Annotated in this window: 22 protein-coding genes and 3 tRNA genes; 2 read left to right on the plus strand and 23 right to left on the minus strand. The window is 68.3% G+C overall.

Annotated features, from left to right (window positions below; all coding sequences use genetic code 11):
• Window positions 1-113: 113 nt before the first annotated feature.
• The 15 genes from fusA to AB0K80_RS22140 form a co-directional block, all read right to left on the minus strand.
• A complete protein-coding gene (gene fusA, locus AB0K80_RS22070) occupies window positions 114-2,240 on the minus strand; it encodes an elongation factor G (RefSeq protein ID WP_365672143.1) in 2,127 nt (708 codons plus the stop codon).
• A gap of 39 nt (window positions 2,241-2,279) precedes the next feature.
• A complete protein-coding gene (gene rpsG, locus AB0K80_RS22075; protein ID WP_355890504.1) occupies window positions 2,280-2,750 on the minus strand; it encodes a 30S ribosomal protein S7 in 471 nt (156 codons plus the stop codon).
• A 2-nt stretch (window positions 2,751-2,752) separates the two neighbouring features.
• The gene (gene rpsL / locus AB0K80_RS22080; RefSeq protein WP_003948652.1) at window positions 2,753-3,124 is read right to left on the minus strand and encodes a 30S ribosomal protein S12; all 372 of its coding nucleotides are present in this window, start codon (window positions 3,122-3,124) and stop codon (window positions 2,753-2,755) included.
• Between the two features lie 343 nt (window positions 3,125-3,467).
• Complete coding sequence (locus AB0K80_RS22085; RefSeq protein WP_365672146.1) at window positions 3,468-3,989, minus strand: DUF1707 and DUF4190 domain-containing protein; 522 nt, start codon at window positions 3,987-3,989, stop codon at window positions 3,468-3,470.
• Between the two features lie 129 nt (window positions 3,990-4,118).
• Window positions 4,119-8,018: a DNA-directed RNA polymerase subunit beta' gene (locus AB0K80_RS22090; RefSeq protein WP_365672148.1), complete on the minus strand. Its 3,900-nt coding sequence runs from the start codon at window positions 8,016-8,018 to the stop codon at window positions 4,119-4,121.
• A gap of 97 nt (window positions 8,019-8,115) precedes the next feature.
• Window positions 8,116-11,601, minus strand: coding sequence for a DNA-directed RNA polymerase subunit beta (gene rpoB, locus AB0K80_RS22095; protein ID WP_365672150.1), 3,486 nt, complete (start codon window positions 11,599-11,601; stop codon window positions 8,116-8,118).
• A gap of 527 nt (window positions 11,602-12,128) precedes the next feature.
• Window positions 12,129-12,518: a 50S ribosomal protein L7/L12 gene (gene rplL / locus AB0K80_RS22100; RefSeq protein WP_356336849.1), complete on the minus strand. Its 390-nt coding sequence runs from the start codon at window positions 12,516-12,518 to the stop codon at window positions 12,129-12,131.
• A gap of 111 nt (window positions 12,519-12,629) precedes the next feature.
• Window positions 12,630-13,160, minus strand: coding sequence for a 50S ribosomal protein L10 (gene rplJ / locus AB0K80_RS22105; protein WP_030641169.1), 531 nt, complete (start codon window positions 13,158-13,160; stop codon window positions 12,630-12,632).
• Window positions 13,161-13,453: 293 nt separating this feature from the next.
• Window positions 13,454-14,287, minus strand: coding sequence for a DUF1396 domain-containing protein (locus tag AB0K80_RS22110; protein ID WP_365672154.1), 834 nt, complete (start codon window positions 14,285-14,287; stop codon window positions 13,454-13,456).
• Between the two features lie 101 nt (window positions 14,288-14,388).
• Complete coding sequence (locus AB0K80_RS22115) at window positions 14,389-15,261, minus strand: hypothetical protein (RefSeq protein ID WP_365672156.1); 873 nt, start codon at window positions 15,259-15,261, stop codon at window positions 14,389-14,391.
• Window positions 15,262-15,387: 126 nt separating this feature from the next.
• Complete coding sequence (gene rplA / locus AB0K80_RS22120; RefSeq protein ID WP_365672158.1) at window positions 15,388-16,113, minus strand: 50S ribosomal protein L1; 726 nt, start codon at window positions 16,111-16,113, stop codon at window positions 15,388-15,390.
• Window positions 16,114-16,195: 82 nt separating this feature from the next.
• Complete coding sequence (rplK, locus tag AB0K80_RS22125; RefSeq protein ID WP_289933151.1) at window positions 16,196-16,630, minus strand: 50S ribosomal protein L11; 435 nt, start codon at window positions 16,628-16,630, stop codon at window positions 16,196-16,198.
• 146 nt (window positions 16,631-16,776) lie between these two features.
• A complete protein-coding gene (nusG, locus tag AB0K80_RS22130) occupies window positions 16,777-17,601 on the minus strand; it encodes a transcription termination/antitermination protein NusG (RefSeq protein WP_365672162.1) in 825 nt (274 codons plus the stop codon).
• A gap of 81 nt (window positions 17,602-17,682) precedes the next feature.
• Entirely contained in the window at window positions 17,683-17,970 is a 288-nt protein-coding gene (gene secE / locus AB0K80_RS22135) for a preprotein translocase subunit SecE (protein ID WP_365672164.1), read from the minus strand.
• 108 nt (window positions 17,971-18,078) lie between these two features.
• Window positions 18,079-18,151 (minus strand) — tRNA-Trp (locus AB0K80_RS22140).
• A gap of 272 nt (window positions 18,152-18,423) precedes the next feature.
• On the opposite strand from AB0K80_RS22140, the gene AB0K80_RS22145 reads away from it, so the two are divergent.
• Both AB0K80_RS22145 and AB0K80_RS22150 read left to right on the plus strand, forming a co-directional pair.
• Complete coding sequence (locus AB0K80_RS22145; RefSeq protein ID WP_365672166.1) at window positions 18,424-19,650, plus strand: pyridoxal phosphate-dependent aminotransferase; 1,227 nt, start codon at window positions 18,424-18,426, stop codon at window positions 19,648-19,650.
• A gap of 118 nt (window positions 19,651-19,768) precedes the next feature.
• Window positions 19,769-20,809, plus strand: coding sequence for an adenosine deaminase (locus AB0K80_RS22150; RefSeq protein ID WP_365672168.1), 1,041 nt, complete (start codon window positions 19,769-19,771; stop codon window positions 20,807-20,809).
• Window positions 20,810-20,948: 139 nt separating this feature from the next.
• On the opposite strand, the gene AB0K80_RS22155 is transcribed toward AB0K80_RS22150, so the two are convergent.
• The 8 genes from AB0K80_RS22155 to AB0K80_RS22190 form a co-directional block, all read right to left on the minus strand.
• On the minus strand, window positions 20,949-22,004 hold the full coding sequence (locus AB0K80_RS22155; protein WP_365672170.1) for a UDP-N-acetylmuramate dehydrogenase: 1,056 nt from the start codon (window positions 22,002-22,004) through the stop codon (window positions 20,949-20,951).
• A 178-nt stretch (window positions 22,005-22,182) separates the two neighbouring features.
• Window positions 22,183-23,622, minus strand: coding sequence for an MFS transporter (locus tag AB0K80_RS22160; protein WP_365672172.1), 1,440 nt, complete (start codon window positions 23,620-23,622; stop codon window positions 22,183-22,185).
• 96 nt (window positions 23,623-23,718) lie between these two features.
• Window positions 23,719-24,288: a TetR/AcrR family transcriptional regulator gene (locus AB0K80_RS22165; RefSeq protein ID WP_365672174.1), complete on the minus strand. Its 570-nt coding sequence runs from the start codon at window positions 24,286-24,288 to the stop codon at window positions 23,719-23,721.
• 115 nt (window positions 24,289-24,403) lie between these two features.
• On the minus strand, window positions 24,404-24,832 hold the full coding sequence (locus AB0K80_RS22170; protein WP_365672237.1) for a MaoC family dehydratase: 429 nt from the start codon (window positions 24,830-24,832) through the stop codon (window positions 24,404-24,406).
• Window positions 24,833-24,840: 8 nt separating this feature from the next.
• Window positions 24,841-25,293: a MaoC family dehydratase N-terminal domain-containing protein gene (locus AB0K80_RS22175; protein ID WP_365672176.1), complete on the minus strand. Its 453-nt coding sequence runs from the start codon at window positions 25,291-25,293 to the stop codon at window positions 24,841-24,843.
• Between the two features lie 134 nt (window positions 25,294-25,427).
• Entirely contained in the window at window positions 25,428-25,592 is a 165-nt protein-coding gene (gene rpmG, locus AB0K80_RS22180) for a 50S ribosomal protein L33 (protein WP_003948671.1), read from the minus strand.
• Between the two features lie 87 nt (window positions 25,593-25,679).
• Window positions 25,680-25,752: transfer RNA gene (locus tag AB0K80_RS22185), tRNA-Met, on the minus strand.
• Window positions 25,753-25,797: 45 nt separating this feature from the next.
• Window positions 25,798-25,870 (minus strand) — tRNA-Thr (locus AB0K80_RS22190).
• Window positions 25,871-25,873: the final 3 nt, after the last annotated feature.

Below are 25,873 nucleotides of genomic sequence, written 5' to 3' on the forward strand. Positions count from 1 at the left end.
GCGCCAGGTGATCTTTGCTGGATGGCCCGGATCCCGGGGGCAAACGTCCGCGATTGCGGCTGTTTGCCCCACGAGGCTCCGGAGTCAAGCCTACGGCGTGGAGACGGGCTCCGTTACTCGCCCTTGGCCTTCGCGATGATCTCCTCGGCGACGTTCCGCGGAACCTCGGCGTAGGAGTCGAACTGCATGGAGTAGCTGGCGCGGCCGGACGTCTTGCTGCGCAGGTCGCCGACGTAACCGAACATCTCCGAAAGGGGCACGAGACCCTTCACGACGCGGGCACCGGCCCGCTCCTCCATGGCCTGGATCTGGCCACGGCGGGAGTTGATGTCGCCGATGACCTCACCCATGTAGTCCTCGGGCGTGGTGACCTCGACGGCCATCATCGGCTCGAGCAGCACGGGAGAAGCCTTGCGCGCGGCCTCCTTGAAGGCCTGCGAACCGGCGATCTTGAAGGCGAGCTCGGAGGAGTCCACCTCGTGGTAGGCACCGTCGAGCAGCGTCACACGCACACCGGTCATCTCGTAACCGGCGAGGATGCCGAACTGCATGGCCTCCTGGCAGCCGGCGTCGACCGAAGGGATGTACTCCTTCGGGATACGACCACCGGTGACCTGGTTGACGAACTCGTACGAGGCGTCGCCGCTCTCGATCGGCTCGACCGAGATGATGACCCGGCCGAACTGGCCGGTACCACCAGTCTGCTTCTTGTGGGTGTACTCGACCTTCTCGACCGACTTGCGGATCGTCTCGCGGTACGCGACCTGCGGCTTGCCGACGTTGGCCTCGACCTTGAACTCACGGCGCATACGGTCGACGAGCACCTCGAGGTGCAGCTCGCCCATGCCGCCGATGATGGTCTGGCCGGTCTCCTCGTCCGAGTGGACCTGGAAGGACGGGTCCTCCTCGGCCAGGCGCTGGATCGCGACGCCCAGCTTCTCCTGGTCGCCCTTCGACTTCGGCTCGATGGCGACCTGGATGACCGGCGCCGGGAAGTCCATGGACTCCAGGATGACCGGGGCCTTGTCGTCGCAGAGCGTCTCGCCGGTCGTGGTCTGCTTCAGACCCATGACCGCGACGATGTCGCCGGCGCCCACCGACTCGATCTCCTCACGCTTGTTGGCGTGCATGCGGTAGATCTTGCCGATGCGCTCCTTCTTGCCCTTGACGGAGTTCAGCACGGCGGTGCCGGACTCCAGGCGGCCGGAGTACACGCGGACGAAGGTGAGCTTGCCGAGGTGCGGGTCGCTCATGATCTTGAACGCCAGCGCCGACAGCGGCTCCTCGTCGGACGGCTTGCGCTTGATGACCTCCTCCGGGTCGTTGACCGCGTGGCCCTCGATGGCCTCGATGTCAACGGGGGAGGGCAGGTAGCGCACGACCGCGTCGAGCAGCGGCTGGACACCCTTGTTCTTGAAGGCGGTGCCGCAGAAGACCGGGGTCACCGTGGTGCCCTGGCCCTTGCCGGAGGCGATGGTGATACGGCGGATCGCCGCGTAGAGCTGCTCCTCGGTGGGCTCCTCGCCCTCGAGGTACAGCTCCATCATCTCCTCGTCGTTCTCGGCGACGGCCTCGAGCAGCTTGCCGCGCCACTCCTCGGCGGCCTCGGTGTGCGTGGCCGGGATGTCGACGACGTCGTACATCTCGCCCTTGGTCGCCTCCGCGGACCAGACCAGGGCCTTCATGCGGACCAGGTCCACAACGCCCTTGAAGTCGGCCTCGGCACCGATCGGCAGCTGCATGACGAGCGGCTGCGCGCCCAGACGGTCGCTGATCATGTCGACGCAGCGGTGGAACTCCGCACCGGTGCGGTCGAGCTTGTTGACGAAGCAGATGCGCGGAACGCCGTAGCGGTCCGCCTGACGCCACACCGTCTCGGACTGCGGCTCGACGCCGGCAACGCCGTCGAACACCGTCACGGCACCGTCGAGCACGCGCAGGGAGCGCTCCACCTCGACGGTGAAGTCGACGTGGCCCGGCGTGTCGATGATGTTGATGGTGTGGTCGACGTTGTCCAGCGGCCAGTGGCAGGTGGTGGCAGCAGAGGTGATCGTGATGCCACGCTCCTGCTCCTGCTCCATCCAGTCCATGGTGGCAGCGCCGTCGTGGACCTCACCGATCTTGTACGAAACGCCGGTGTAGAACAGGATCCGCTCGGTGGTGGTCGTCTTGCCCGCGTCGATGTGGGCCATGATGCCGATGTTGCGCACCCTGGCCAGGTCAAGCGAAGTGGTAGCCATAAGGCTTCAGTCTTCTCTCGGTTCTCGATGGGGTAGCGACTACCAGCGGTAGTGCGCGAAGGCCTTGTTGGACTCGGCCATCTTGTGCGTGTCCTCGCGCTTCTTCACAGCGGCGCCGAGGCCGTTGCTGGCGTCGAGGAGCTCGTTGAGCAGACGCTCGGTCATGGTCTTCTCGCGACGGGCGCGGGCGTAACCAACCAGCCAGCGCAGCGCCAGGGTGTTGGCACGGCCGGGCTTGACCTCGACCGGAACCTGGTACGTGGCGCCACCGACACGGCGGGACTTGACCTCGAGGGTCGGCTTGATGTTCTCCAGAGCGCGCTTGAGCGTGATGACCGGGTCGTTGCCGGTCTTCTCGCGCAGGCCCTCCATGGCGCCGTAGACGATGCGCTCGGCGGTGGAGCGCTTGCCGTTCAGCAGCACCTTGTTGATCAGGCTGGTCACCAGAGGAGAGCCGTAGACCGGGTCGATGATGACCGGGCGCTTCGGGGCGGGGCCCTTACGAGGCATTCTTACTTCTCCTTCTTGGCGCCGTAACGGCTGCGAGCCTGCTTGCGGTTCTTGACACCCTGGGTGTCGAGCGAGCCACGGATGATCTTGTAGCGAACACCCGGCAGGTCCTTCACACGGCCGCCGCGCACGAGCACGATGGAGTGCTCCTGCAGGTTGTGTCCCTCACCCGGAATGTAGGCCGTGACCTCGATGCCGCTGGTCAGACGCACACGCGCGACCTTGCGGAGGGCCGAGTTCGGCTTCTTCGGGGTGGTCGTGAACACACGCGTGCAGACGCCCCGGCGCTGAGGGGACCCCTCGAGTGCGGGCGTCTTGTTCTTCTCGACCTTGTCCTGCCGGCCCTTGCGGACCAGCTGCTGGATCGTAGGCACTACTTCTCCGGTTTCTGTGTGCCGATGGGTACAGCTAACCTGGAACGTCGCCGACCCACGCGGTCGGGTGTGTCGAATCCCGCGGATTCCTGCCGAGCGGCAGAAAGAAGCGCAGATTACGGTGGCCGGTCACAGCTCCCTATGCGGTTGAAGGCACGCAGGAGAGCCAAGGCACACCCCAGGCACAAGGTCTGAGCGTACCTATCGCATTCGCTGCGGTCAAAACAAATGGGCCTCACCCGCAGTGCCAGGCGGGACATGTCAAGACCCCGAGCCGCAGACGATCTTCGAATCGGCGGCGGCTGTCCGTTTCGAACACTTTTCTTGTCATCCTGCGTGGGTGTCAACCCGCCGCGATGGACACCGCCATCAGCAGCACCAGGACGAGTGCCCATCCCGCGGTCGACAACCACCCCAGGACCAGCCCGGTGAGCGCGAGCCCGTCCCCCAGCTCGTCCCTGCGGCGGATCTCGGCCCGCGCCGCGTGCCCCAGCACGACCGCCGGAATCCCGGTGAGCCCGAAGGTGGGCACACAGAGCAGCCCGCACACGGCGGCCCCCACCGCCTTCCCGTTCGTCCGCGCCCGCGGCACCGGCGGATACACACGCGGCACCGGCTGCGCGGCCACAGACTGCGGTACGGGCCCCTGCGGCAGGTCGGCGACCAGCACCGCCAGCTCTCCCACCGTACGGGCCGCATACACCCGCGCGACCCGCTCGTCGAACTCCTCCTGCTGGAGCCGCCCCTCACCGAATCCGGCTCTCAGCACGTCCACGGCCCGTTCCCTGTCGGCGTGCGAGGCGAGCATCGACGGCCCACTGGGGGCCTGCCAGGGCTGCCACGACGGGTACGGCGGCTGCGACACGGAGACCTCCCGGACGCCGGGGTCTTCCCATCATGCGCCGAAGCGGCGCCGGTGGCATCACGCCGGCAGCCACGCCGAAGGGCGGCCACCCCAAGAGGTGACCGCCCTTCAGTGACTCAGACGTACGCCTTACTGGTTGTACGGACCGTAGTCGTAGTCCTCCAGCGGCACGGCCTGGCCGGAGCCGGTGCCGAACGGCGAGTAGTCGATGTCGTCGTAGCCCACGGCCGAGTACATCGCGGCCTTGGCCTCCTCGGTCGGCTCGACCCGGATGTTGCGGTAGCGGGACAGACCCGTACCGGCCGGGATGAGCTTACCGATGATGACGTTCTCCTTGAGGCCGATCAGGGAGTCGGACTTGGCGTTGATCGCCGCGTCCGTGAGGACCCTGGTCGTCTCCTGGAAGGACGCCGCCGACAGCCAGGACTCGGTCGCCAGCGAGGCCTTGGTGATACCCATGAGCTGCGGACGACCGGAGGCCGGGTGACCGCCCTCCTGGACCACACGACGGTTTTCCTGCTCGAAGCGAGAGCGCTCGACCAGCTCGCCGGGCAGCAGCTCGGCGTCGCCGGACTCGATGATCGTCACGCGGCGGAGCATCTGCCGGATGATGATCTCGATGTGCTTGTCGTGGATCGACACACCCTGCGAGTTGTAGACCTTCTGGACCTCGCCGACCAGGTGGACCTGGACGGCACGCTGGCCCAGGATGCGCAGCACGTCGTGCGGGTTGGTGGCACCCACGGTGAGCTTCTGGCCCACCTCGACGTGCTCGCCCTCGCTGACCAGGAGACGGGCGCGCTTCGAGATCGGGTACGCCGTCTCGTCGCTGCCGTCGTCCGGCGTGATGACGATCTTCTTGGTCTTCTCGGTCTCCTCGATCCGGACGCGGCCGGAGGCCTCGGAGATCGGGGCGACACCCTTCGGGGTACGGGCCTCGAAGAGCTCGACGACACGCGGCAGACCCTGCGTGATGTCGTCACCGGCCACACCACCGGTGTGGAAGGTACGCATCGTCAGCTGGGTGCCGGGCTCACCGATGGACTGGGCGGCGATGATGCCGACCGCCTCACCGATGTCGACCAGCTTGCCGGTGGCCAGCGAACGGCCGTAGCACATGGCGCAGGTGCCGACCGCGGACTCGCAGGTCAGGACCGAGCGGGTCTTGACCTCCTCGACGCCCTGCGTGATGAGCTCGTCGATGAGCACGTCGCCCAGGTCGGTGCCGGCCGGGGCCAGCACCTTGCCGTCGACCACGATGTCCTCGGCGAGGCAGCGCGCGTACACGGACGTCTCGACGTTCTCCGCCTTGATGAGGACGCCCTCGGCGTTGCGCTCGGCGATCCGCAGCTTCAGGCCGCGGTCGGTGCCGCAGTCCTCCTCGCGGATGATGACGTCCTGCGAGACGTCGACCAGACGACGGGTGAGGTAACCCGAGTCGGCGGTACGCAGCGCGGTGTCCGCCAGACCCTTACGGGCACCGTGCGTGGAGATGAAGTACTCCAGCACGGACAGACCCTCACGGAACGACGCCTTGATGGGCCGCGGGATGGTCTCGTTCTTGGCGTTGGACACCAGACCACGCATACCGGCGATCTGGCGCATCTGCATCATGTTTCCTCGGGCACCCGAGTTGACCATCATGAAGATCGGGTTGGTCTTCGGGAAGTTGCCCGTCATGGCCTCGGCGACCTCGTTGGTCGCGTTGGTCCAGATGCCGATGAGCTCCTGGGTGCGCTCGTCCTTGGTGATCAGACCGCGCTCGTACTGCTTCTGGACCTTCTCGTCCGCGGCCTCCCACTTGGCGACGATCTCCTTCTTCGCCTCGGGGACGACGACGTCGGAGATCGAGACCGTGACGCCGGAACGCGTGGCCCAGTAGAAGCCGGCCGCCTTCAGGTTGTCGAGCGTCGCCGCCACGATGACCTTCGGGTAGCGCTCGGCGAGGTCGTTGACGATCTCGGAGAGCTGCTTCTTGCCGACCTCGTAGTCGACGAACGGGTAGTCCTCGGGCAGCAGCTCGTTGAAGAGCGCACGGCCCAGCGTGGTCTTCAGCCGGAAGCTGTCACCCTGCTGCCACTCGGGCTCACCCTCCTCGCGCGCGGGCGGCGTCCAGCCACGCGGCGGGATGGTGCCCACCGGGAAGCGGATGTCGACCGGCGTCTGCAGCGACAGCTCGCCCGCGTCGAAGGCCATGATGGCCTCGGCGACGGAGGCGAAGGAGCGGCCCTCGCCCTTGATGTCGCGGCCCTCGGCGTCGGTGGTGAGGAAGTACAGACCGAGGACCATGTCCTGGGTCGGCATCGTCACCGGACGGCCGTCGGCCGGCTTGAGGATGTTGTTCGAGGACAGCATCAGGATGCGGGCCTCGGCCTGCGCCTCCGCGGACAGCGGCAGGTGCACGGCCATCTGGTCACCGTCGAAGTCCGCGTTGAACGCGGTGCACACGAGCGGGTGGATCTGGATGGCCTTGCCCTCGACCAGCTGCGGCTCGAAGGCCTGGATGCCGAGGCGGTGCAGCGTGGGCGCACGGTTCAGCAGAACCGGGTGCTCCGCGATGACCTCTTCCAGCACGTCGTACACGACCGTGCGGCCGCGCTCGACCATCCGCTTGGCGCTCTTGATGTTCTGCGCGTGGTTCAGGTCGACCAGGCGCTTCATCACGAACGGCTTGAACAGCTCCAGCGCCATCGCCTTCGGCAGACCGCACTGGTGCAGCTTCAGCTGCGGACCGACGACGATCACGGAACGCGCCGAGTAGTCGACACGCTTGCCGAGCAGGTTCTGACGGAAGCGGCCCTGCTTACCCTTCAGCATGTCGCTGAGGGACTTCAGCGGGCGGTTGCCCGGACCGGTCACCGGGCGGCCGCGACGGCCGTTGTCGAAGAGGGCGTCAACAGCCTCCTGAAGCATGCGCTTCTCGTTGTTGACGATGATCTCGGGCGCGCCGAGGTCGAGCAGCCTCTTGAGACGGTTGTTGCGGTTGATCACCCGGCGGTACAGGTCGTTCAGGTCGGAGGTCGCGAAGCGGCCACCGTCCAGCTGCACCATCGGACGCAGGTCCGGCGGGATGACCGGCACGCAGTCCAGCACCATGCCCTTGGGGCTGTTGGAGGTCTGCAGGAACGCGGAGACGACCTTCAGGCGCTTGAGCGCACGGGTCTTCTTCTGGCCCTTGCCGGTACGGATGATCTCGCGGAGCTTCTCGGCCTCCTCCTCGAGGTCGAAGGACTCCAGGCGCTTCTGCAGCGCCGCGGCACCCATCGAGCCGTCGAAGTACGTGCCGAAGCGGTCGCGCAGCTCGCGGTAGAGCAGCTCGTCGCCCTCGAGGTCCTGGACCTTGAGGTTCTTGAACCGGTTCCACACCTCGTCGAGCCGGTCGATCTCGCGCTGCGCGCGGTCGCGCAGCTGCTTCATCTCGCGCTCGGCGCCCTCACGCACCTTGCGGCGCACGTCGGCCTTGGCGCCCTCGGCCTCCAGCTCGGCCAGGTCGGCCTCGAGCTTCTTGGCGCGGGCCTCCAGGTCGGCGTCGCGGCGCTGCTCGATCTGCTGGCGCTCGACGGAGACGTGGGCCTCCAGCGAGGGCAGGTCGCGCTGACGGCGCTCCTCGTCCACGTACGTGATCATGTACGCGGCGAAGTAGATGACCTTCTCGAGGTCCTTGGGAGCCAGGTCGAGCAGGTAGCCCAGCCGGCTCGGGACACCCTTGAAGTACCAGATGTGCGTGACGGGCGCGGCCAGCTCGATGTGGCCCATCCGCTCACGGCGCACCTTGGCGCGCGTGACCTCAACGCCACAGCGCTCGCAGATGATGCCCTTGAAGCGGACGCGCTTGTACTTGCCGCAGTAGCACTCCCAGTCCCGGGTCGGGCCGAAGATCTTCTCGCAGAAGAGGCCGTCCTTCTCGGGCTTGAGGGTGCGGTAGTTGATGGTCTCGGGCTTCTTGACCTCGCCGTGGCTCCACTGACGGATGTCGTCAGCGGTGGCCAGGCCGATCCGGAGCTCGTCGAAGAAGTTGACGTCGAGCACTATGCGTCAATCCCTCTCAGGGTCGTAAGTCTGTGGTCTGTACGGGGGCCTGGGGGTCGGCGGGGCCCTGGTGGGTCAGGGCCCCGCCGGACTCCCGTCAGACCTCTTCGACGCTGCTCGGCTCGCGCCGGGACAGGTCGATGCCGAGCTCCTCCGCAGCGCGGAAGACGTCCTCGTCGGTGTCGCGCATCTCGATGGACATGCCGTCGCTGGACAGCACCTCCACGTTGAGGCACAGGGACTGCATTTCCTTGATGAGCACCTTGAAGGACTCGGGAATGCCGGGCTCAGGGATGTTCTCGCCCTTGACGATGGCCTCGTAGACCTTCACGCGGCCGGTGACGTCGTCGGACTTGATGGTCAGCAGCTCCTGCAGGGCGTAGGCGGCACCGTAGGCCTCGAGGGCCCACACCTCCATCTCGCCGAAGCGCTGGCCACCGAACTGGGCCTTACCACCCAGCGGCTGCTGGGTGATCATCGAGTACGGACCGGTCGAGCGGGCGTGCAGCTTGTCGTCGACCAGGTGGTGCAGCTTGAGGATGTACATGTAGCCGACCGAGATCGGGTCCGGGAACGGCTCACCGGAGCGGCCGTCGAACAGCCGCGCCTTACCGGTCGGCAGGACCAGACGGTCCCCGTCGCGGTTCGGCAGCGTGTGCTGCAGCAGACCGGCCAGCTCGTCCTCGCGGGCACCGTCGAAGACCGGGGTCGCCACGTTGGTACGGGGCTCGACCTGGTCCGCGCCGATGGCCTGCAGGCGCTGCGCCCACTCGTCCGCCAGGCCGGAGACGTCCCAGCCCTGGCTGGCGAGCCAGCCGAGGTGGATCTCCAGCACCTGTCCCGGGTTCATTCGGGACGGCACACCCAGCGGGTTGAGGATGATGTCGACCGGGGTGCCGTCCTCCAGGAACGGCATGTCCTCGATCGGCAGGATCTTGGAGATGACACCCTTGTTGCCGTGCCGGCCGGCGAGCTTGTCACCGTCGGTGATCTTGCGCTTCTGCGCCACGTACACGCGCACCAGCTGGTTCACACCGGGGGGAAGCTCGTCGCCCTCCTCGCGGTCGAAGACGCGGACGCCGATGACCTTGCCGGTCTCGCCGTGCGGCACCTTCAGCGAGGTGTCACGGACCTCACGGGCCTTCTCACCGAAGATCGCGCGCAGCAGGCGCTCCTCCGGCGTCAGCTCGGTCTCACCCTTCGGGGTCACCTTGCCGACGAGGATGTCCCCGGCGATGACCTCGGCACCGATACGGATGATGCCGCGCTCGTCGAGGTCGGCGAGGACCTCCTCGGAGACGTTCGGGATGTCCCGGGTGATCTCCTCGGGGCCGAGCTTGGTGTCACGGGCGTCGACCTCGTGCTCCTCGATGTGGATCGAGGACAGGACGTCGTCCTGCACGAGGCGCTGCGACAGGATGATCGCGTCCTCGTAGTTGTGACCCTCCCACGGCATGAACGCCACGAGCAGGTTCTTGCCCAGGGCCATCTCGCCGTTCTGGGTGGCCGGACCGTCGGCGAGGACCTGACCCTCGACGACCCGGTCGCCCTCGTTGACGATGACCTTCTGGTTGACCGAGGTGCCCTGGTTGGAGCGGGCGAACTTGGCCAGGCGGTACGTGATGTACGTGCCGTCGTCGTTGGCGGTGGTGATGTAGTCCGCGGAGACCTCCTGGACCACACCGGCCTTCTCGGCCTTGACGACGTCGCCGGCGTCGACGGCGGAGCGGTACTCCATGCCGGTGCCGACGAGCGGGGCCTCCGCCTGGATCAGCGGAACGGCCTGGCGCATCATGTTCGCGCCCATGAGGGCACGGTTGGCGTCGTCGTGCTCGAGGAAGGGAATCATGGCGGTCGCGACCGACACCATCTGGCGCGGCGAGACGTCCATGTAGTCCACGTCCTCGGGGCCGACGTAGTCGACCTCGCCGCCCTTGCGGCGGACCAGCACGCGGTTCTCGGCGAAGCGCAGGTCGTCCGTCAGCGGCGCGTTGGCCTGCGCGATGACGAAGCGGTCCTCCTCGTCGGCGGTGAGGTAGTCGACCTCGTCGGTGACCTGGCCGTCGACGACCTTGCGGTACGGCGTCTCGATGAAACCGAACGCGTTGACCCGCCCGTAGGAGGCCAGCGAGCCGATCAGACCGATGTTCGGGCCTTCCGGCGTCTCGATCGGGCACATCCGGCCGTAGTGCGAGGGGTGCACGTCACGGACCTCGAAGCCGGCCCGCTCACGGGAGAGACCACCCGGGCCGAGGGCGTTCAGACGACGCTTGTGCGTCAGCCCCGACAGCGGGTTGTTCTGGTCCATGAACTGGGACAGCTGGCTGGTGCCGAAGAACTCCTTGATGGAGGCGACGACCGGCCGGATGTTGATCAGGGTCTGCGGCGTGATGGCCTCGACGTCCTGGGTGGTCATGCGCTCGCGCACGACCCGCTCCATACGGGCGAGACCCGTACGGACCTGGTTCTGGATCAGCTCGCCGACGCTGCGGATACGGCGGTTGCCGAAGTGGTCGATGTCGTCGGTCTCGACGATGATCGTGCGGCCGTTGTCGCCGACCGTCTCGGTCTCACCGGCGTGCAGCTTCACCAGGTACTTGATCGTCGCGATGATGTCCTCGACGGTCAGGATCCCGGCGTCCAGCGGGGTGTCCGTACCCAGCTTCTTGTTGACCTTGTAGCGGCCGACCTTCGCGAGGTCGTAGCGCTTGGGGTTGAAGTAGAGGTTCTCGAGCAGCGTCTGCGCGGCCTCGCGCGTGGGGGGCTCGCCCGGGCGCAGCTTGCGGTAGATGTCGAGCAGCGCGTCGTCCTGGCCCTGGGTGTGGTCCTTCTCCAGGGTGGCGCGCATGGACTCGTACTCGCCGAACTCCTCCAGGATCTGGTCGGTGGTCCAGCCCAGAGCCTTGAGCAGCACGGTCACGGACTGCTTGCGCTTGCGGTCGATGCGGACACCGACCATGTCGCGCTTGTCGATCTCCATCTCCAGCCAGGCACCCCGGGACGGGATGATCTTGGCGGAGAAGATGTCCTTGTCGGAGGTCTTGTCGATGCTGGAGTCGAAGTAGACACCGGGGGAACGGACCAGCTGCGACACCACGACACGCTCGGTGCCGTTGATGACGAAAGTGCCCTTGTTCGTCATGAGCGGGAAGTCGCCCATGAAGACGGTCTGGGACTTGATCTCGCCGGTCTCGTTGTTGGTGAACTCGGCGGTGACGAAGAGCGGGGCCGCGTACGTGAAGTCGCGCTCCTTGCACTCGTCGATCGAGTTCTTCGGCGGCTCGAAGCGGTGGTCCCGGAACGTCAGCGACATCGACCCGGAGAAGTCCTCGATCGGGGAGATCTCCTCGAAGATCTCCTCGAGGCCGGACTTGGTGGGGACGTCCTGACCGTTCTCCAGAGCCTCCTCGACGCGAGCCTTCCACGCGTCGTTGCCGAGCAGCCAGTCGAAGCTCTCGGTCTGGAGCGCGAGAAGGTTCGGAACCTCGAGGGGCTCCTTGATCTTTGCAAAGGAGATGCGCAGCGGGGCGGTGCTGGCGCCGTTGTTCGTATTCGCGGTCGAGGCAGTGCGCGAGGCGGCCAAGAGGGGGTCCTTCCGAGGGCTCGGACTCACTACGCGCGTACCGGTCCCTCTCCCGTACACAGAGACAGAACTCCCAGGTCAGGGATGATCTTGTCGTCAGTGCTCGGATGAGGGCAGACCCCTGGTGACGGGCAGGGGACAGCTAACAGGCAGCGCAAAGGGTCAGTGTAGCCACATGGCACACTGATGTCCAGTGCGGGTTTTTCGCGACCCTCGTTGTTCTCAACGCCCTCGGCATGCTTGCCCTCAACGCACGTTGATACTGCCCTCTTCGCCGTCGATCCATGCCTCGGATTCGGATCCTGTGACGACGCGTCCTGAGAATTGCGCGCTGCGTGCGGTTCGTCAAGGCCTCCCGGCCCGGACCCGGGGCCCGGGGAGACACGACGAAGATCACCATACCCCCCGCCGAGAGGGACGCAAGGCAACCGTGGCCGCACCCCCGGCAACGCCGAAGAGCGACCACCCGCATGGATGATCGCTCTTCAGGCTTGAGGCGTTACAGGCCTTGTGGGGCCTGTGAGGTCTTACTTGACCTCGACGGAGGCGCCGGCGCCCTTGAGGGCCTCGGCGGCCTTGTCGGCCTGCTCCTTGTTGACCTTCTCGAGGACCGGCTTCGGGGTGCCGTCGACGAGGTCCTTGGCCTCCTTCAGACCCAGCGAGGTCAGCTCACGCACGACCTTGATGACCTGGATCTTCTTGTCGCCGGCGCCGGTGAGGATGACGTCGAACTCGTCCTTCTCCTCCTCGGCGGCGGCCTCGGCGCCACCGGCGGCACCACCGGCGACGACGACCGGGGCGGCCGCGGCGGCGGTGACGTCGAACTTCTCCTCGAAGGCCTTCACGAACTCGGAGAGCTCGATGAGGGTCATCTCCTCGAACTGGGCAAGCAGCTCGTCCTGGGTGAGCTTCGCCATGATGGCGGTCCTTCCACTCAAATCGGCAGGTGCCGGATGTACTGGATCAGGCGGGCGTACGTCGGCCCGCTGCGACCCACGCCGTCGACGCGGGTCAGAAAGCGAGCCGAATTACTCGGCACCGCCCTGCTCGGCCTGCTTGGCGCGCAGCGCGTCCACGGTGCGGACGAGCTTCGACGGCAGCGCCTGGAAGACGGAGGCAGCCTGGGACTGCTTCGCCTTGAAGGCACCGGCCAGCTTGCTGAGCAGAACCTCGCGGGACTCGAGGTCCGCAAGCTTCTTGATCTCGTCGGCGGACAGCGCCTTGCCGTCAAGGACACCGCCCTTGATGACGAGATTGGGGTTGTCCTTGGCGAAGTCGCGCAGACCCTTCGCCGACTCCACCGGGTCACCGGTGACGAAGGCGACGGCCGTCGGACCAGCGAAGAGCTGGTCGTCCAGCGTGATCCCGGCCTCGTTGGCCGCAATCTTGGTCAGCGTGTTCTTCACCACGGCGTACTGGGCGTTCTCACCGAGCGAACGACGCAGCGTCTTGAGCTGCGCGACGGTGAGACCGCGGTACTCGGTCAGCACGGCGGCGTTGGAGCTGCGGAACTTGTCCGTCAGCTCGGCAACCGCGGCAGCCTTGTCGGGCCTCGCCATAGAGCCTCGGCCTCCTTCCGGGTGATTCGGACCGCGCGGACCCGAAGGAGGACTGGGGAAAACGAAACGCCCCGGCGCAGGCGCACGGGGCGTAGCTCGACCGGACGCACACACGCCAGGGCGCGTGCTCCGGGAGCTCTTCCACTGTCACCTGCGCGGGTCGTCCGCAGTTCAGCGGATCCTTCGGCCACCGAGCCCTCTTGCGAGCGCACGGCAACGACCAGCGGTCTTTGGCTTCTGGGAGAGAGTACGTGAACGGCTCGCCGTCAAGCAAATCCGCTCTTCGGGGCAGGTCAGGCCTCGGAGCCGGCCTCCTCCATCATCTTGGCGAAGTCCACGGTGTCCTTGGCGGGCGGGGCCGTGACGGTCACCGGCTTGTTGATGTCGGTGAAGGTGATGGTCATGTCGAGCGGGCCGTTGGTGGTGTCGCCCTTCATGCGGACCTGCTTGGCGTGGTCCTCGCCGTCCACCCACATGTCCATGGCGAGCTTGTCGATGCCCATCTTCTCGTACCGCTTGAGGCTCTTCTCCCGGCGCTCGCGGGTCTGCTTGTCCTCGCCCTTGAGGGAGGCGCGCAGGCTGTCGAGGGTGACGGTGCCCGAGTAGTGGGTGGTCTCGACACCGCCCACCTTCTCGGTGCCGACCTTCTTCACGTCCTTGGCGCCGGTAAGGAAGCCGGCCTCGGCGGCCGGGTTCTGCTGGGCGTCGCCGGGTGCCCCCAGGTCGTTCAGTTCCTTGTCGGCGCCGAGCGCGGACATGTCGAACTTCATCCAGCTCTTGCCGTCCATCTCCTTGGCCATCTCAGCGCCTCCGCCCATGTACATCGCCTTGTCGACGAGGCGGATCTCGACATCGTGGCTCTGACCCTCGGCGAGCACGGTCATCTTCATGCTCATGGCGACGGAGGGCTTGACGGCCATCTGGGCCTCGCCCTTCACCTGTCCCTCCGGCGTCTTGCCGCTCATGGTGTAACGGAAGGACTTGATGTCCTCCGTCTTCTTCGCCGCCTTGGCGACGGCCGCCGCCGGGGACATCTCCGGCGACTTCTCGGCACCGCAGCCGACGGCGGTTCCGGCGAGCAGCAGGGCGGCGATACCGGCGGTGGATATGGACGTGGACGTCTTCATCGATTCCCCCCAAGGAATACATGGCTGATGCACAGCGAGGCCGTGAGCGTATCCCACGGAAGGGGAACGCCTCTGTCGAATTAGTGGGACACGGCAAGGCCTCAAGGGGTTGTGCTCTCGCGGCCCATCAGTTCCCGGACGTCCTGGGTGTCACCGGCCGGGGGCCTGTCCGCGCTGACCTTCACGCCGTAGTCGTCGTAGTACGCGGTCTGGGTCAGCGGGCCCGTCGCCGTTCGGGCCTTCTCGACCTTCTTCACCAGCAGGTGCTGCTCGTCGACCCAGACGTCCACGGTCTCGGCGCGGACACCGGCCTCGGTGAGCTGCTTCCTCAGGCCGGGGTCGGTGACGTCCGCGGCGTTCACGGTGCCCGAGTAGTGCGTGGCGCGCTCGCCGCGGACCGTCTCCCGGCCGACCCGCCGCAGGTCCGCGGAGGCCAGCAGGAGCTTCACGGACTGGTGCGGGGTGGTGGTGCGCATCTGGTCCCTCAGCAGGGCGCCGGAGCCGCCCGCGAGGGCCTCCAGGTCGGCGTACGCGTACCGGATCCAGTGTCTGCCGCCCGCCTGCTCGGCGAACTTGTCGCCCATGCGGGCGTAGTAGGCGTCGGGCAGGTAGCGGGCCTGCATCGAGGGGGTGCCGAGTCGGCGCATGGTGTCGGCCAGGGTGCCGCCGGTGTAGGTGAGGGTGAGCGTGCCGGTGACGCCGTCGCCCCAGCCGAGGGCGCCGCGGGCCGTCATGGACATCAGTGCGCCCAGGCGGGTCGTGGACTCGACGCGGGCGGTCCCGGCCCGGCCGGTGGCATGTGCGGCGGCACGCAGGGCGGCCAGGGATGCGGCGCGGCCGGGGTCCTTGCGGGGCTGGGGGCTGTGGTCGGGGGAGTCGCCCGGGGAGCCGGAGGAGGTGCACGCGGCCGCCGCCGTCAGCGCGGCCGCCGCCGCGACCGCCCGTCCCGCCCGGTGCATGGTCGTGCTCTTCATACGTCCCCCTGCGTGTCGCGGGTCCGCACGCCCACCGGGCGCGCCGACACCTGTCCCGCAAAGGGAACGGGCCCGGCACCTCGAAAGGTGCCGGGCCCGTGCTCCGGTTTCGGTGAGCCGTCAGGCTCAGACCGCGGCCGGGTCCTCCTCGACGAGGAGGTTGCGGGTGCGGTTCGGGTCGACCGGGATGCCGGGGCCCATCGTGGTGGTGATGGCGGCCTTCTTGATGTAGCGACCCTTGGCGGCGGACGGCTTCAGACGGAGGATCTCCTCCAGGGCCGCGCCGTAGTTCTCCACCAGCTTGGTGTCGTCGAACGACGTCTTGCCGATGATGAAGTGCAGGTTCGCGTGCTTGTCGACACGGAACTCGATCTTGCCGCCCTTGATGTCGGTGACAGCCTTGGCGACGTCGGGGGTCACGGTGCCGGTCTTGGGGTTCGGCATGAGACCACGGGGACCGAGCACGCGGCCGAGACGGCCGACCTTGCCCATGAGGTCCGGGGTGGCGACGACGGCGTCGAAGTCCAGACGGCCCTTCGCCACCTCGTCGATCAGCTCGTCGGCGCCGACGATGTCGGCGCCCGCGGCACGCGCGGCCTCGGCACGGTCGCCGGTCGCGAAGACCAGGACCCGGGCGGTCTTACCGGTGCCGTGCGGGAGGTTCACGGTGCCACGGACCATCTGGTCGGCCTTGCGCGGGTCGACACCCAGGCGGAAGGCGACCTCGACGGTGCCGTCGAACTTGGTCGTGGAGGTCTCCTTGGCGAGACGGACGGCCTCGAGGGGAGCGTAGAGCTTCTCCCGGTCGATCTTGGCGTCCGCAGCGCGAAGGGCCTTGCTGCGCTTGCTCACTGCTGCTCCTGTGGATGCTTAGGAGTCGTGGTCCGGGCCGAGCAGGCCCTTCCACACTTCTGCTGGTGTACGGGGGTTGAGGTCAGCCCTCGACCGTGACGCCCATGGAACGGGCGGTGCCGGCGATGATCTTCTCGGCGGCGTCCAGGTCGTTGGCGTTGAGGTCGGGCATCTTGGTCTGGGCGATCTCGCGGACCTGGTCGCGGGTGATCTTGGCGACCTTGGTCTTGTGCGGCTCGCCGGAGCCCTTCTCAATGCCCGCGGCCTTGAGGATCATCTTGGCGGCCGGCGGGGTCTTGGTGATGAAGGTGAAGGAACGGTCCTCGTAGACCGTGATCTCCACCGGGATGACCCAACCGCGCTGCGACTCGGTCGCGGCGTTGTACGCCTTGCAGAACTCCATGATGTTGACGCCGTGCTGACCCAGCGCGGGGCCGACCGGCGGGGCCGGGTTGGCGGCACCGGCCTGGATCTGGAGCTTGATGAGCCCCGTGACCTTCTTCTTCTTGGGAGGCATTCCGGGTCCTCTTCCTGGTCTTCCTTGTCGTGTTGCGCAAAGGCAACCGCACCACGATAACGGCCAACGCGGCGCATCCTGAAACCGACCAGGTCAGGCAGGCTGCGGGAGCCTGCCTGACCTGGTCGGAAGTAGTGCGAGAACGCTCAGTTCTTCTGGATCTGGTCGAAGGAGAGCTCGACCGGCGTCTCGCGGCCGAAGATCTCCACCAGGCCCTTGACCTTCTTGGAGTCGGGGTTGATCTCGTTGATGGTCGCCTGGAGCGTGGCGAACGGGCCGTCGGTGACGGTGACCGAGTCGCCGACCTCGAAGTCCAGCACCTGGACCTCGACCTTGCGCTGCGGAGCCGGCTTGCCCTCGGCCTCGGCGGCCTCGCGGGCGGCCTTCTCCTCGGCCTCGGGGGCGAGCATCTTGACGATCTCGTCCAGGGTCAGCGGGTACGGGTCGTAGGCGTTGCCCACGAAGCCGGTGACGCCGGGGGTGTTGCGGACGACGCCCCAGGACTCGTTCGTCAGGTCCATGCGGACGAGGACATAGCCGGGCAGCTTGTTCTGCTTGACCGTCTTGCGCTCGCCGTTCTTGATCTGGACGATCTCTTCCTCGGGCACCTCGGCCTGGTAGATGAAGTCCTCGACGTTCAGCGAGACGGCGCGCTGCTCCAGGTTGGCCTTCACGCGCTTCTCGTAGCCGGCGTAGGTGTGGATGACGTACCACTCGCCGGGCAGGCCGCGCAGCTCCTGGCGGAGCTTCTCCACCGGGTCGAGCTCGGGCTCGGCCTCGGTCTCGGCCTCCGCCTCCTCGGCCTGGTCCTCGTCGTCGCCCTCGGTCTCGGCGGCGTCGGCAGCCTCGACCTCGGCCGAGGTCTCGGTGTCCTCGTGGTCCGCGCCCTCGACGGTGTCGAGCTCGTCCTCGACGGACTCGGCACCTTCGCCGCGAGGCTCAACGGCGTCGTTCACGTTCGGGTCAGACACGGTGGCTGCTTCTTCCTGGATACATAGGGGTGGAACATGCGAAAAGGAGCGCCGGGTACCTCGGCGCTCTTCGCTCTCGGCTCAGCCGAAGACGTACTTGGCGGCGTGGCTGAGCCCATAGTCAATCACGGTCACCAGGGCGATCATGATGGCGACGAAGAAGATCACCACGGTGGTGTACGACGTCAGCTGGGAACGCGTCGGCCAGACGACCTTGCGGAGCTCCGCGATGATCTGGCGGTAGAAGAGCGCGAGTCGCTTCAGCGGGCCCTTCTTGGCTCGCTTGCCGCCCTTGCGGGTCTTCTTCCTGGACTCCGGCGCCTCGTCCTGGGCATCAGGCATGTCGATGGAGCCCACGGCGTCCGTCACTCGTCCTCACCTGATTCCGGGTCGTGGCCGTGCCGCGCCCGGTCTGAGCCGCACGGCGGTGCAATGCTGTACGTACATGCGCACACATCCTGGCGAAGGTGTGTGGAGCAGGGCCGGAGGGACTTGAACCCCCAACCGCCGGTTTTGGAGACCGGTGCTCTACCAATTGAGCTACGACCCTTTGTGTGTCCCCCAACGTACCGCATCCGCCCGAGTGCTGGGTGTGCACCGTGGGGGCGCGGCTGTTGAAGGCCAACGAGGTGAGAGTGTACGTGGTCTTGCGCCCCTCGTCGAACAGAAAGCGCCCGTGAGGGGCGCAGGGCCGGGCGGATCGACGGAAGACCACCCTGGCCGCGGGGTGGTTCCGCACTGGTGTTCACGGGTTTGCCCGGAGCTGTTCAGTACGTGAAACCCGCGTGCCGCGCGTGTTTCCGGTCTGAAACCATGGGCCCCATGAGCGCTGCAACCCCTCCCACCGAGCGCCGGGTCTCCGCCCGAGTCGGCGCGATCTCCGAGTCCGCCACCCTCGCCGTGGACGCCAAGGCCAAGGCCCTGAAGGCCGCCGGGCGTCCGGTGATCGGCTTCGGCGCCGGTGAGCCCGACTTCCCGACCCCGGACTACATCGTCGAGGCGGCCGTCGAGGCCTGCAGGAACCCGAAGTTCCACCGCTACACGCCGGCCGGCGGCCTGCCCGAGCTGAAGGCCGCGATCGCCGCGAAGACGCTGCGCGACTCCGGCTACGAGCCGGACGTCTCCCAGATCCTCGTCACCAACGGCGGCAAGCAGGCCATCTACGAGGCCTTCGCGGCGATCCTGGACCCGGGCGACGAGGTCATCGTCCCGGCGCCGTACTGGACGACGTACCCGGAGTCGATCCGGCTCGCGGGCGGTGTCCCCGTCGAGGTCGTCGCCGACGAGACGACCGGCTACCGCGTGAGCGTGGAGCAGCTGGAGGCGGCCCGCACCGAGAAGACGAAGGTCGTGCTCTTCGTCTCCCCGTCCAACCCGACCGGCGCGGTCTACAGCGAGCAGGAGACCGAGGAGATCGGCCGCTGGGCGCTGGAGCACGGCCTGTGGGTGCTGACCGACGAGATCTACGAGCACCTGGTGTACGGCGACGCGGCCGCCGTGTCGCTGCCGGCGCTGCTGCCCGAGCTGCGCGACAAGTGCATCGTGGTCAACGGTGTCGCCAAGACGTACGCGATGACCGGCTGGCGGGTCGGGTGGATCATCGGCCCGAAGGACGTGGTCAAGGCCGCGACGAACCTGCAGTCGCACGCCACGTCGAACGTGTCCAACGTGGCCCAGGCGGCCGCGCTGGCGGCGGTCTCCGGTGACCTGGAAGCGGTCAAGAAGATGCGCGAGGCGTTCGACCGGCGTCGCAAGACGATCGTGCGGATGCTGAACGAGATCGACGGCGTCTTCTGCCCGGAGCCCGAGGGCGCGTTCTACGCCTACCCGTCCGTGAAGGCGCTGCTCGGCAAGGAGATCAGGGGCAAGCGCCCGCAGGACACCGTGGAGCTGGCCGCGCTGATCCTGGAGGAGGCCGAGGTCGCGGTCGTCCCGGGTGAGGCGTTCGGCACACCGGGCTACCTGCGGCTGTCGTACGCGCTGGGCGACGAGGACCTCGTCGAGGGCGTGAGCCGGATCCAGAAGCTGCTGGCCGAGGCCCAGGACTGAGCGCCCTCCCCCAAGCACCACCCGGGACCGTTCCCGGGTGGTGCTTTGTTTGTGCGAGCAAGACCACGAACGGTGAAAGCGCTACCGAGGCGGGTGGGACGTACGGCAGGATCCTGGGATGGAGCGTGTACGTGATGTCTCTGAGCTGCCGAAAGCCCATCTGCACCTGCACTTCACCGGGTCGATGCGGCCCGCCACCCTGCTGGAGCTGGCCGACAAGTACGGGGTGCGGCTGCCCGACGCGCTGACCGAGGCGCTGGTCAGCGGGGAACCGCCGAAGCTGCGGGCGACGGACGAGCGGGGCTGGTTCCGCTTCCAGCGGCTGTACGACGCGGCGCGCTCCTGCCTCCGGGAGCCGGAGGACATCCAGCGGCTGGTGCGGGAGGCCGCGGAGGAGGACATCAGGGACGGCTCGGGGTGGCTGGAGATCCAGGTCGACCCGACGTCGTACGCGCCACGGCTGGGCGGGCTCATTCCGGCGCTGGAGATCATCCTGGACGCGGTGGAGACCGCGATGCGCGACACCGGGCTCGGGATGCGGGTGCTGGTGGCCGCGAACCGCATGAAGCACCCACTGGACGCGCGGACGCTGGCCCGGCTGGCGGTGCGGTACGCGGACCGGGGGGTGATCGGCTTCGGGCTGTCGAACGACGAGCGGCGCGGACTGGCGCGGGACTTCGACCGGGCGTTCGCGATCGCGCGGGAGGGCGGGCTGCTGTCGGCCCCGCACGGCGGTGAGCTGGCCGGGCCGTTCTCCGTGCGGGACTGCCTGGACGACCTGCGGGCGCACCGCATCGGGCACGGGGTGCGGGCGGCGGAGGACCCCCGGCTGATGCAGCGGCTCGCCGACCGTCAGGTGACCTGTGAGGTGTGCCCGGCGTCGAACGTGGCGCTCGGGGTGTACGAGAAGCCGCAGGACGTCCCGCTGCGGACGCTGTTCGAGGCGGGCGTGCCGTTGGCGCTGGGCGCGGACGACCCGCTGCTGTTCGGTTCGCGGCTGGCGGCGCAGTACGACATCGCCCGGCGGTACCACGGGTTCACGGACGCGGAGCTGGCGGAGCTGGCCCGGCAGTCGGTGCGGGGATCAGCGGCCCCGGAGGACGTGAAGGACAAGCTGCTGGCGGGGATCGACGCCTGGCTCAGCGCCCCGGTCGCCTGAAGTGGGCGTAGGGCGGACGGTGTGTGGCGCAGCGGGTACCAAGGCTGGACGATCCGGTGCCGGTGGGGGCCGGTGCGGGGCGTGAACTGGCGAGCTGAGGGCGCTGTGCGGCTGAGGATGCTCTGCCGCTCAGGCCGTTTCAGAGGCTGACGCCGACCGTCACCGGCTCGTTGACCAGCGTGATGCCGAAGGCGTCGCGGACGCCGGCGACGACCTCGCGGGCCAGGGCGAGCAGGTCCTCCGTGGTGGCGCCGCCGCGGTTGGTGAGCGCGAGGGTGTGCTTGGTGGAGATGCGGGCCGGACCGGTGCCGTAGCCCTTGGTGAAGCCGGCCTTGTCGATCAGCCAGGCGGCGGAGGTCTTGGTGTGGCCCTCTCCCGCCGGGTACGCGGGCGGCTCCGCGTCGGAGCCCAGGCGCTGCTTGACCCGGGCGCGGAACTCGGCGAACTGGTCGTCGGTGAGGATCGGGTTGGTGAAGAAGGACCCGGCCGACCAGGTGTCGTGGTCCTCGGGGTCCAGGACCATGCCCTTGCCGGCGCGCAGCTTCAGGACCGTCTCGCGGGCTTCGGCGAGCGGGACGCGCTCGCCCGGTTCGACGCCGAGGGCGCGGGCCGTCTCCGCGTACCGGAGGGGGCCCGACAGGCCGCCGGCGTCCTCGAGCGCGAAACGCACCCGCAGGACGACGAACCGCTCGGGGTCGGCCTTGAAGCGGCTGTGGCGGTAGGAGAAGGCGCAGTCCTCGGTGCGCAGGGTGACCGTCTCGCGGGTGCGGCGGTCGTAGGCGACCACCTCGGTGATCGTGGAGGCGACCTCCTGGCCGTACGCGCCGACGTTCTGGATGGGGGTCGCGCCCGCCGAGCCGGGGATGCCGGCCAGGCACTCGATGCCGGCCAGGCCCGCCTCGACCGTGCGGGCGACGGCGTCGGTCCACACCTCCCCGGCCGCCAGTTCCAGCCGGGTGCCGTCGAGGGAGAAGCCCTTGGTGGCGATGACGAGGGCGGTGCCCGCGAACCCCTTGTCGCCGATGACCAGGTTGGAGCCGCCGCCGATGACCAGCAGGGGTGTTCCGGTGTCGTCGGCCTCACGGACGACGGAGATGACCTCGTCGTCGGTCGTCGCGGTGACCAGCCGGGTGGCGGGGCCGCCCAGCCGGAAGGTGGTCAGCGGGGCGAGGGGGGCGTCGTGGAGTTCCTGCACGCGCCCAAGACTACGAGACGGCACCGACAGCCCCGTCCGGCACGGCCCGTCCCGCCCCGCACGCGCGCGTACGGCCCTGCTCGCGGGAAGCGGGGCCGTACGCGCGCGTGCCGCTCAGGTCAGGTCGGACGCCGTAGCGCCTCGGGCCGGCCGGGCGCCGCCCTGCGGCGGGCGCGGCTCAGAGGGCGGCCGTCTCCAGGACGGGTGCGGGCTCGTCCTGGCTCACGGGCGCGCCCGTCGGCCGTCGCCGGGCCGGGACGAGCAGGGCCGCCATCCCGGCGAGGGCGACCACCGCCGAGCCCGTCACCAGGGCGGGACGCAGCCCGTCGACGAAGGCCTGGCCGGACTCGTAGCCGCCCTGGGCGGCGAAGATCGACGCCATGATCGCGATGCCGAGCGCGCCGCCCACCTCGCGCAGGGCGTTGTTGGCGCCGGAGGCGATGCCCTGCTCCGCGGGCCGGACGCTGGACATCACCAGGTGGGAGGCCGGGGCGAAGAACAGGGCCATGCCGATGCCGCTGAGGACGAGGGCGGGCAGCTGGACGGCGTAGGAGGCGTCGGCCGTGGCGACGACGGCCATGTACCCGAGACCGGCGGCCTGCAGGAAGAGTCCGGTGGCGACGACCGGGCGGCCGCCGACGCGGTCGGCGAGGAGCCCGGCGATCGGGGCGACGAGCATCGGCATGCCGGTCCAGGGCAGCATCCTCAGGCCCGCCTCGGTGGGCGAGTAGCCGAGCACGCCCTGCATGTACTGGCTGAGCAGGAAGATCGAGCCGAACATGCCGAGGAACATCAGCAGGCTCGCCGCGTTGATGCCGGCGAAGGCCCGGGAGCGGAACAGCCGCATCGGCAGCATGGGGTGCCGCGCGCGGATGCTGTAGAGCACGAACCCGGTCAGCAGCGCGGCCCCGGCGAACAGTCCGGTCAGCACGAGGGAGCCGGTCCAGCCGTCGGCGGGCCCCCGGACCAGGCCGTAGACGATGCCGAACAGACCGCCGCTGGCGAGCAGGGTGCCGGGCACGTCGAGCGGGGCGCCGGTGCCGTACGACTCGGCGAGGCGCAGCCGGGCGAGCGGCAGCAGGGCCAGACCCAGCGGGACGTTCAGCCAGAAGATCCACTGCCAGGACATGTGTTCGGTGAGGCTGCCGCCGACCAGCGGCCCGGAGGCGACGGCGAGCCCGTTGACGGCGCCCCAGACGCCGTACGCCATCCCGCGCCGCTCGGCGGGCACCGCGGCCGTCAGCAGGGTCAGCGTCAGCGGCATCATGACGGCCGCGCCGGCGCCCTGGACGGCGCGGGCCGCGATCAGGGCGTCGATGCCGGGGGCCAGGGCCGCGGCGGCGGAGGCGCCGGTGAAGACGGCGAGCCCGGCGAGGAAGAGCCGGCGGCGGCCGAAACGGTCGCCGAGGGCCGCGCCGAACATCAGCAGGACGGCGAAGGTGAGCGTGTAGGCGCTCACGGTCCATTCCAGGTCGTGCAGGGCTCCGCCGAGGTCCTCGCGAATGGAGGGCAGGGCGGTGGTGACGACGAGGTTGTCGAGGGCCGCCATGAACCCGGCGACGCTGGTGAGGGCGAGGGCCCACACGGCTCCCCCGCGGCGTTCGGTCTGCTGTGACATCGCTCCCCCAGAGAGATGATTCACTCGGTCGATTAGTTATTGATCACTAACTTCTGCGGGCGCGAAAAACGGCGGCGGTTCCGCGCCGTGCCCTGTTCATGGCGCCAGACGGCGCTTGATCCTCGCCGACGGATACAACCCCTCCCAGACGCGATGTCCGGGGGGAAAGCCCATGGCCACCAGGCAGTTGACGAGCATGCCGTACGCCAGGAACGTCGTCGTGTCATTGATGTCCGCGCCCAGCGGCAGGTGGACGGTGTCCCACAGCCGCATCCAGCCGGCGCGGACCGACTCGCCGAACTCGTGGTCCCCCTCCTGCTCGGCGGCCGCCACGGCGACATACACCTGCATCTGCATCAGCAGCCGCTCGGGCCGCTCCGCGATGACCTCGGTGTACGCGTTCGCCATGGCGTGCAGAGCCTCCTCGCCCTCCAGCCCCTCGGCGGCCTGAGCGAACGTACGGACGGTGTCCTCCATGCAGCGCTCCGCCGCCGCGAGGAAGATCGCTTTTTTGCCCGGGAAGAGCCGGAAGAGATACGGCTGCGAGACGCCGACCCGCTGGGCGATCGCCTCGGTCGACGTGCCGTGGTAACCGCCGCGGGCGAACTCGGCGATCGCCGCGCGGATGACGCTCTCGCGCCGCTCCTCCGCACTCATCCTGACCATGCGGAAAAGTTAGTGCGCAATCACTAACCAAGTCAAGGGCCGGGCGCCTACCGGAAAGACGTAAGGGGCGCCCTCAAGAGAGAACGCCCCTTACCTCGAGCTTCGCGGGCCGCAGTCAGGCCAGCCGTACAACCGCCCGCGCCATCCCCAGCACCTTCTGCCCGGCGCTGGTCGCGGTCAGGTCCACGCGGACGGTGTTGTCGTCCAGCTTGGCGGCGACCTTGCCGCCGACCTCGATCACCGCGCCCTTGTCGTCGTCGGGCACGACGACGGGCTTGGTGAAGCGGACGCCGTACTCGACGACGGCGCCCGGGTCGCCGACCCAGTCGGTGACCACGCGGATCGCCTCGGCCATGGTGAACATGCCGTGCGCGATGACGTCCGGCAGGCCGACCTCCTTGGCGAACCGCTCGTTCCAGTGGATGGGATTGAAGTCGCCGGAGGCGCCCGCGTACCGCACGAGCGTGGCGCGGGTCACGGGGAACGTCCGGGCGGGCAGCTCGGTGCCGACCTCGACGTCGGAGTAAGCGATCTTCGCCGTCATGGTGATGCTCACACCTCCTCGGCCCCGCGGGCCACCAGCTTGGTCCAGGCGGTCACGACGTGCTCCCCGGCCTCGTCGTGGACCTCGCCGCGGACGTCCAGGATGTCGTTGCCGGCCATGGACCGGACCGCCTCGATGGTCGAGGTGACCGTCAGCCGGTCACCGGCCCGTACCGGGCGCCGGTAGGCGAACTTCTGGTCGCCGTGCACCACCCGGCTGTAGTCCAGGCCCAGCTGCGGGTCCTCGACGACCTGGCGCGCCGCCTGGAAGGTGATGGAGAAGACGAAGGTCGGCGGGGCGATCACGTCGGGGTGGCCGAGCGCCTTGGCGGCCTCCGCGTCCGTGTACGCCGGATTGGCGTCTCCCACCGCCTCGGCGAACTCACGGATCTTCTCCCGGCCCACCTCGTAGGGCTCGGTGGGCGGGTAGCTCCGCCCCACGAAGGACTGGTCGAGCGCCATGGCCCGGCACCTCCTGATGTCAGCTGTGCTTTCCCGAAGCCGGCCGGCGGCCGGAACCGGCCGGTAACCGGCCGGGCGAAACGCCGCGAGGCCGCCCCCGACAGTACGGGGACGGCCTCGCGAACGAGCCTGTTCTATCGCGTTTCGCGGTGCGCGGTGTGCGCGTTGCAACGCGGGCAGTGCTTCTTCATCTCAAGACGGTCCGGGTTGTTACGCCGGTTCTTCTTGGTGATGTAGTTCCGCTCCTTGCACTCCACGCAGGCCAGCGTGATCTTCGGGCGGACGTCGGTGGCAGCCACGTGAGTGCTCCTTGACGAACGGTTGACTGGTTTAACGCAAGAAGAGTAGCCGATCGAAGGACCGACCCCGCAATCGGCTACTGTCAGTAGCGGTGACCGGACTTGAACCGGTGACACAGCGATTATGAGCCGCTTGCTCTACCGACTGAGCTACACCGCTTTGATGTGGTCGGACCCCGCCTCACGGCGGGAACCGTCACACCAGAGCCCCAAAACGGAATCGAACCGTTGACCTTCTCCTTACCATGGAGACGCTCTGCCGACTGAGCTATTGGGGCGAG

It is taken from the genome of Streptomyces sp. NPDC052682 (genome assembly GCF_040678435.1).
Classification (GTDB): domain Bacteria; phylum Actinomycetota; class Actinomycetes; order Streptomycetales; family Streptomycetaceae; genus Streptomyces.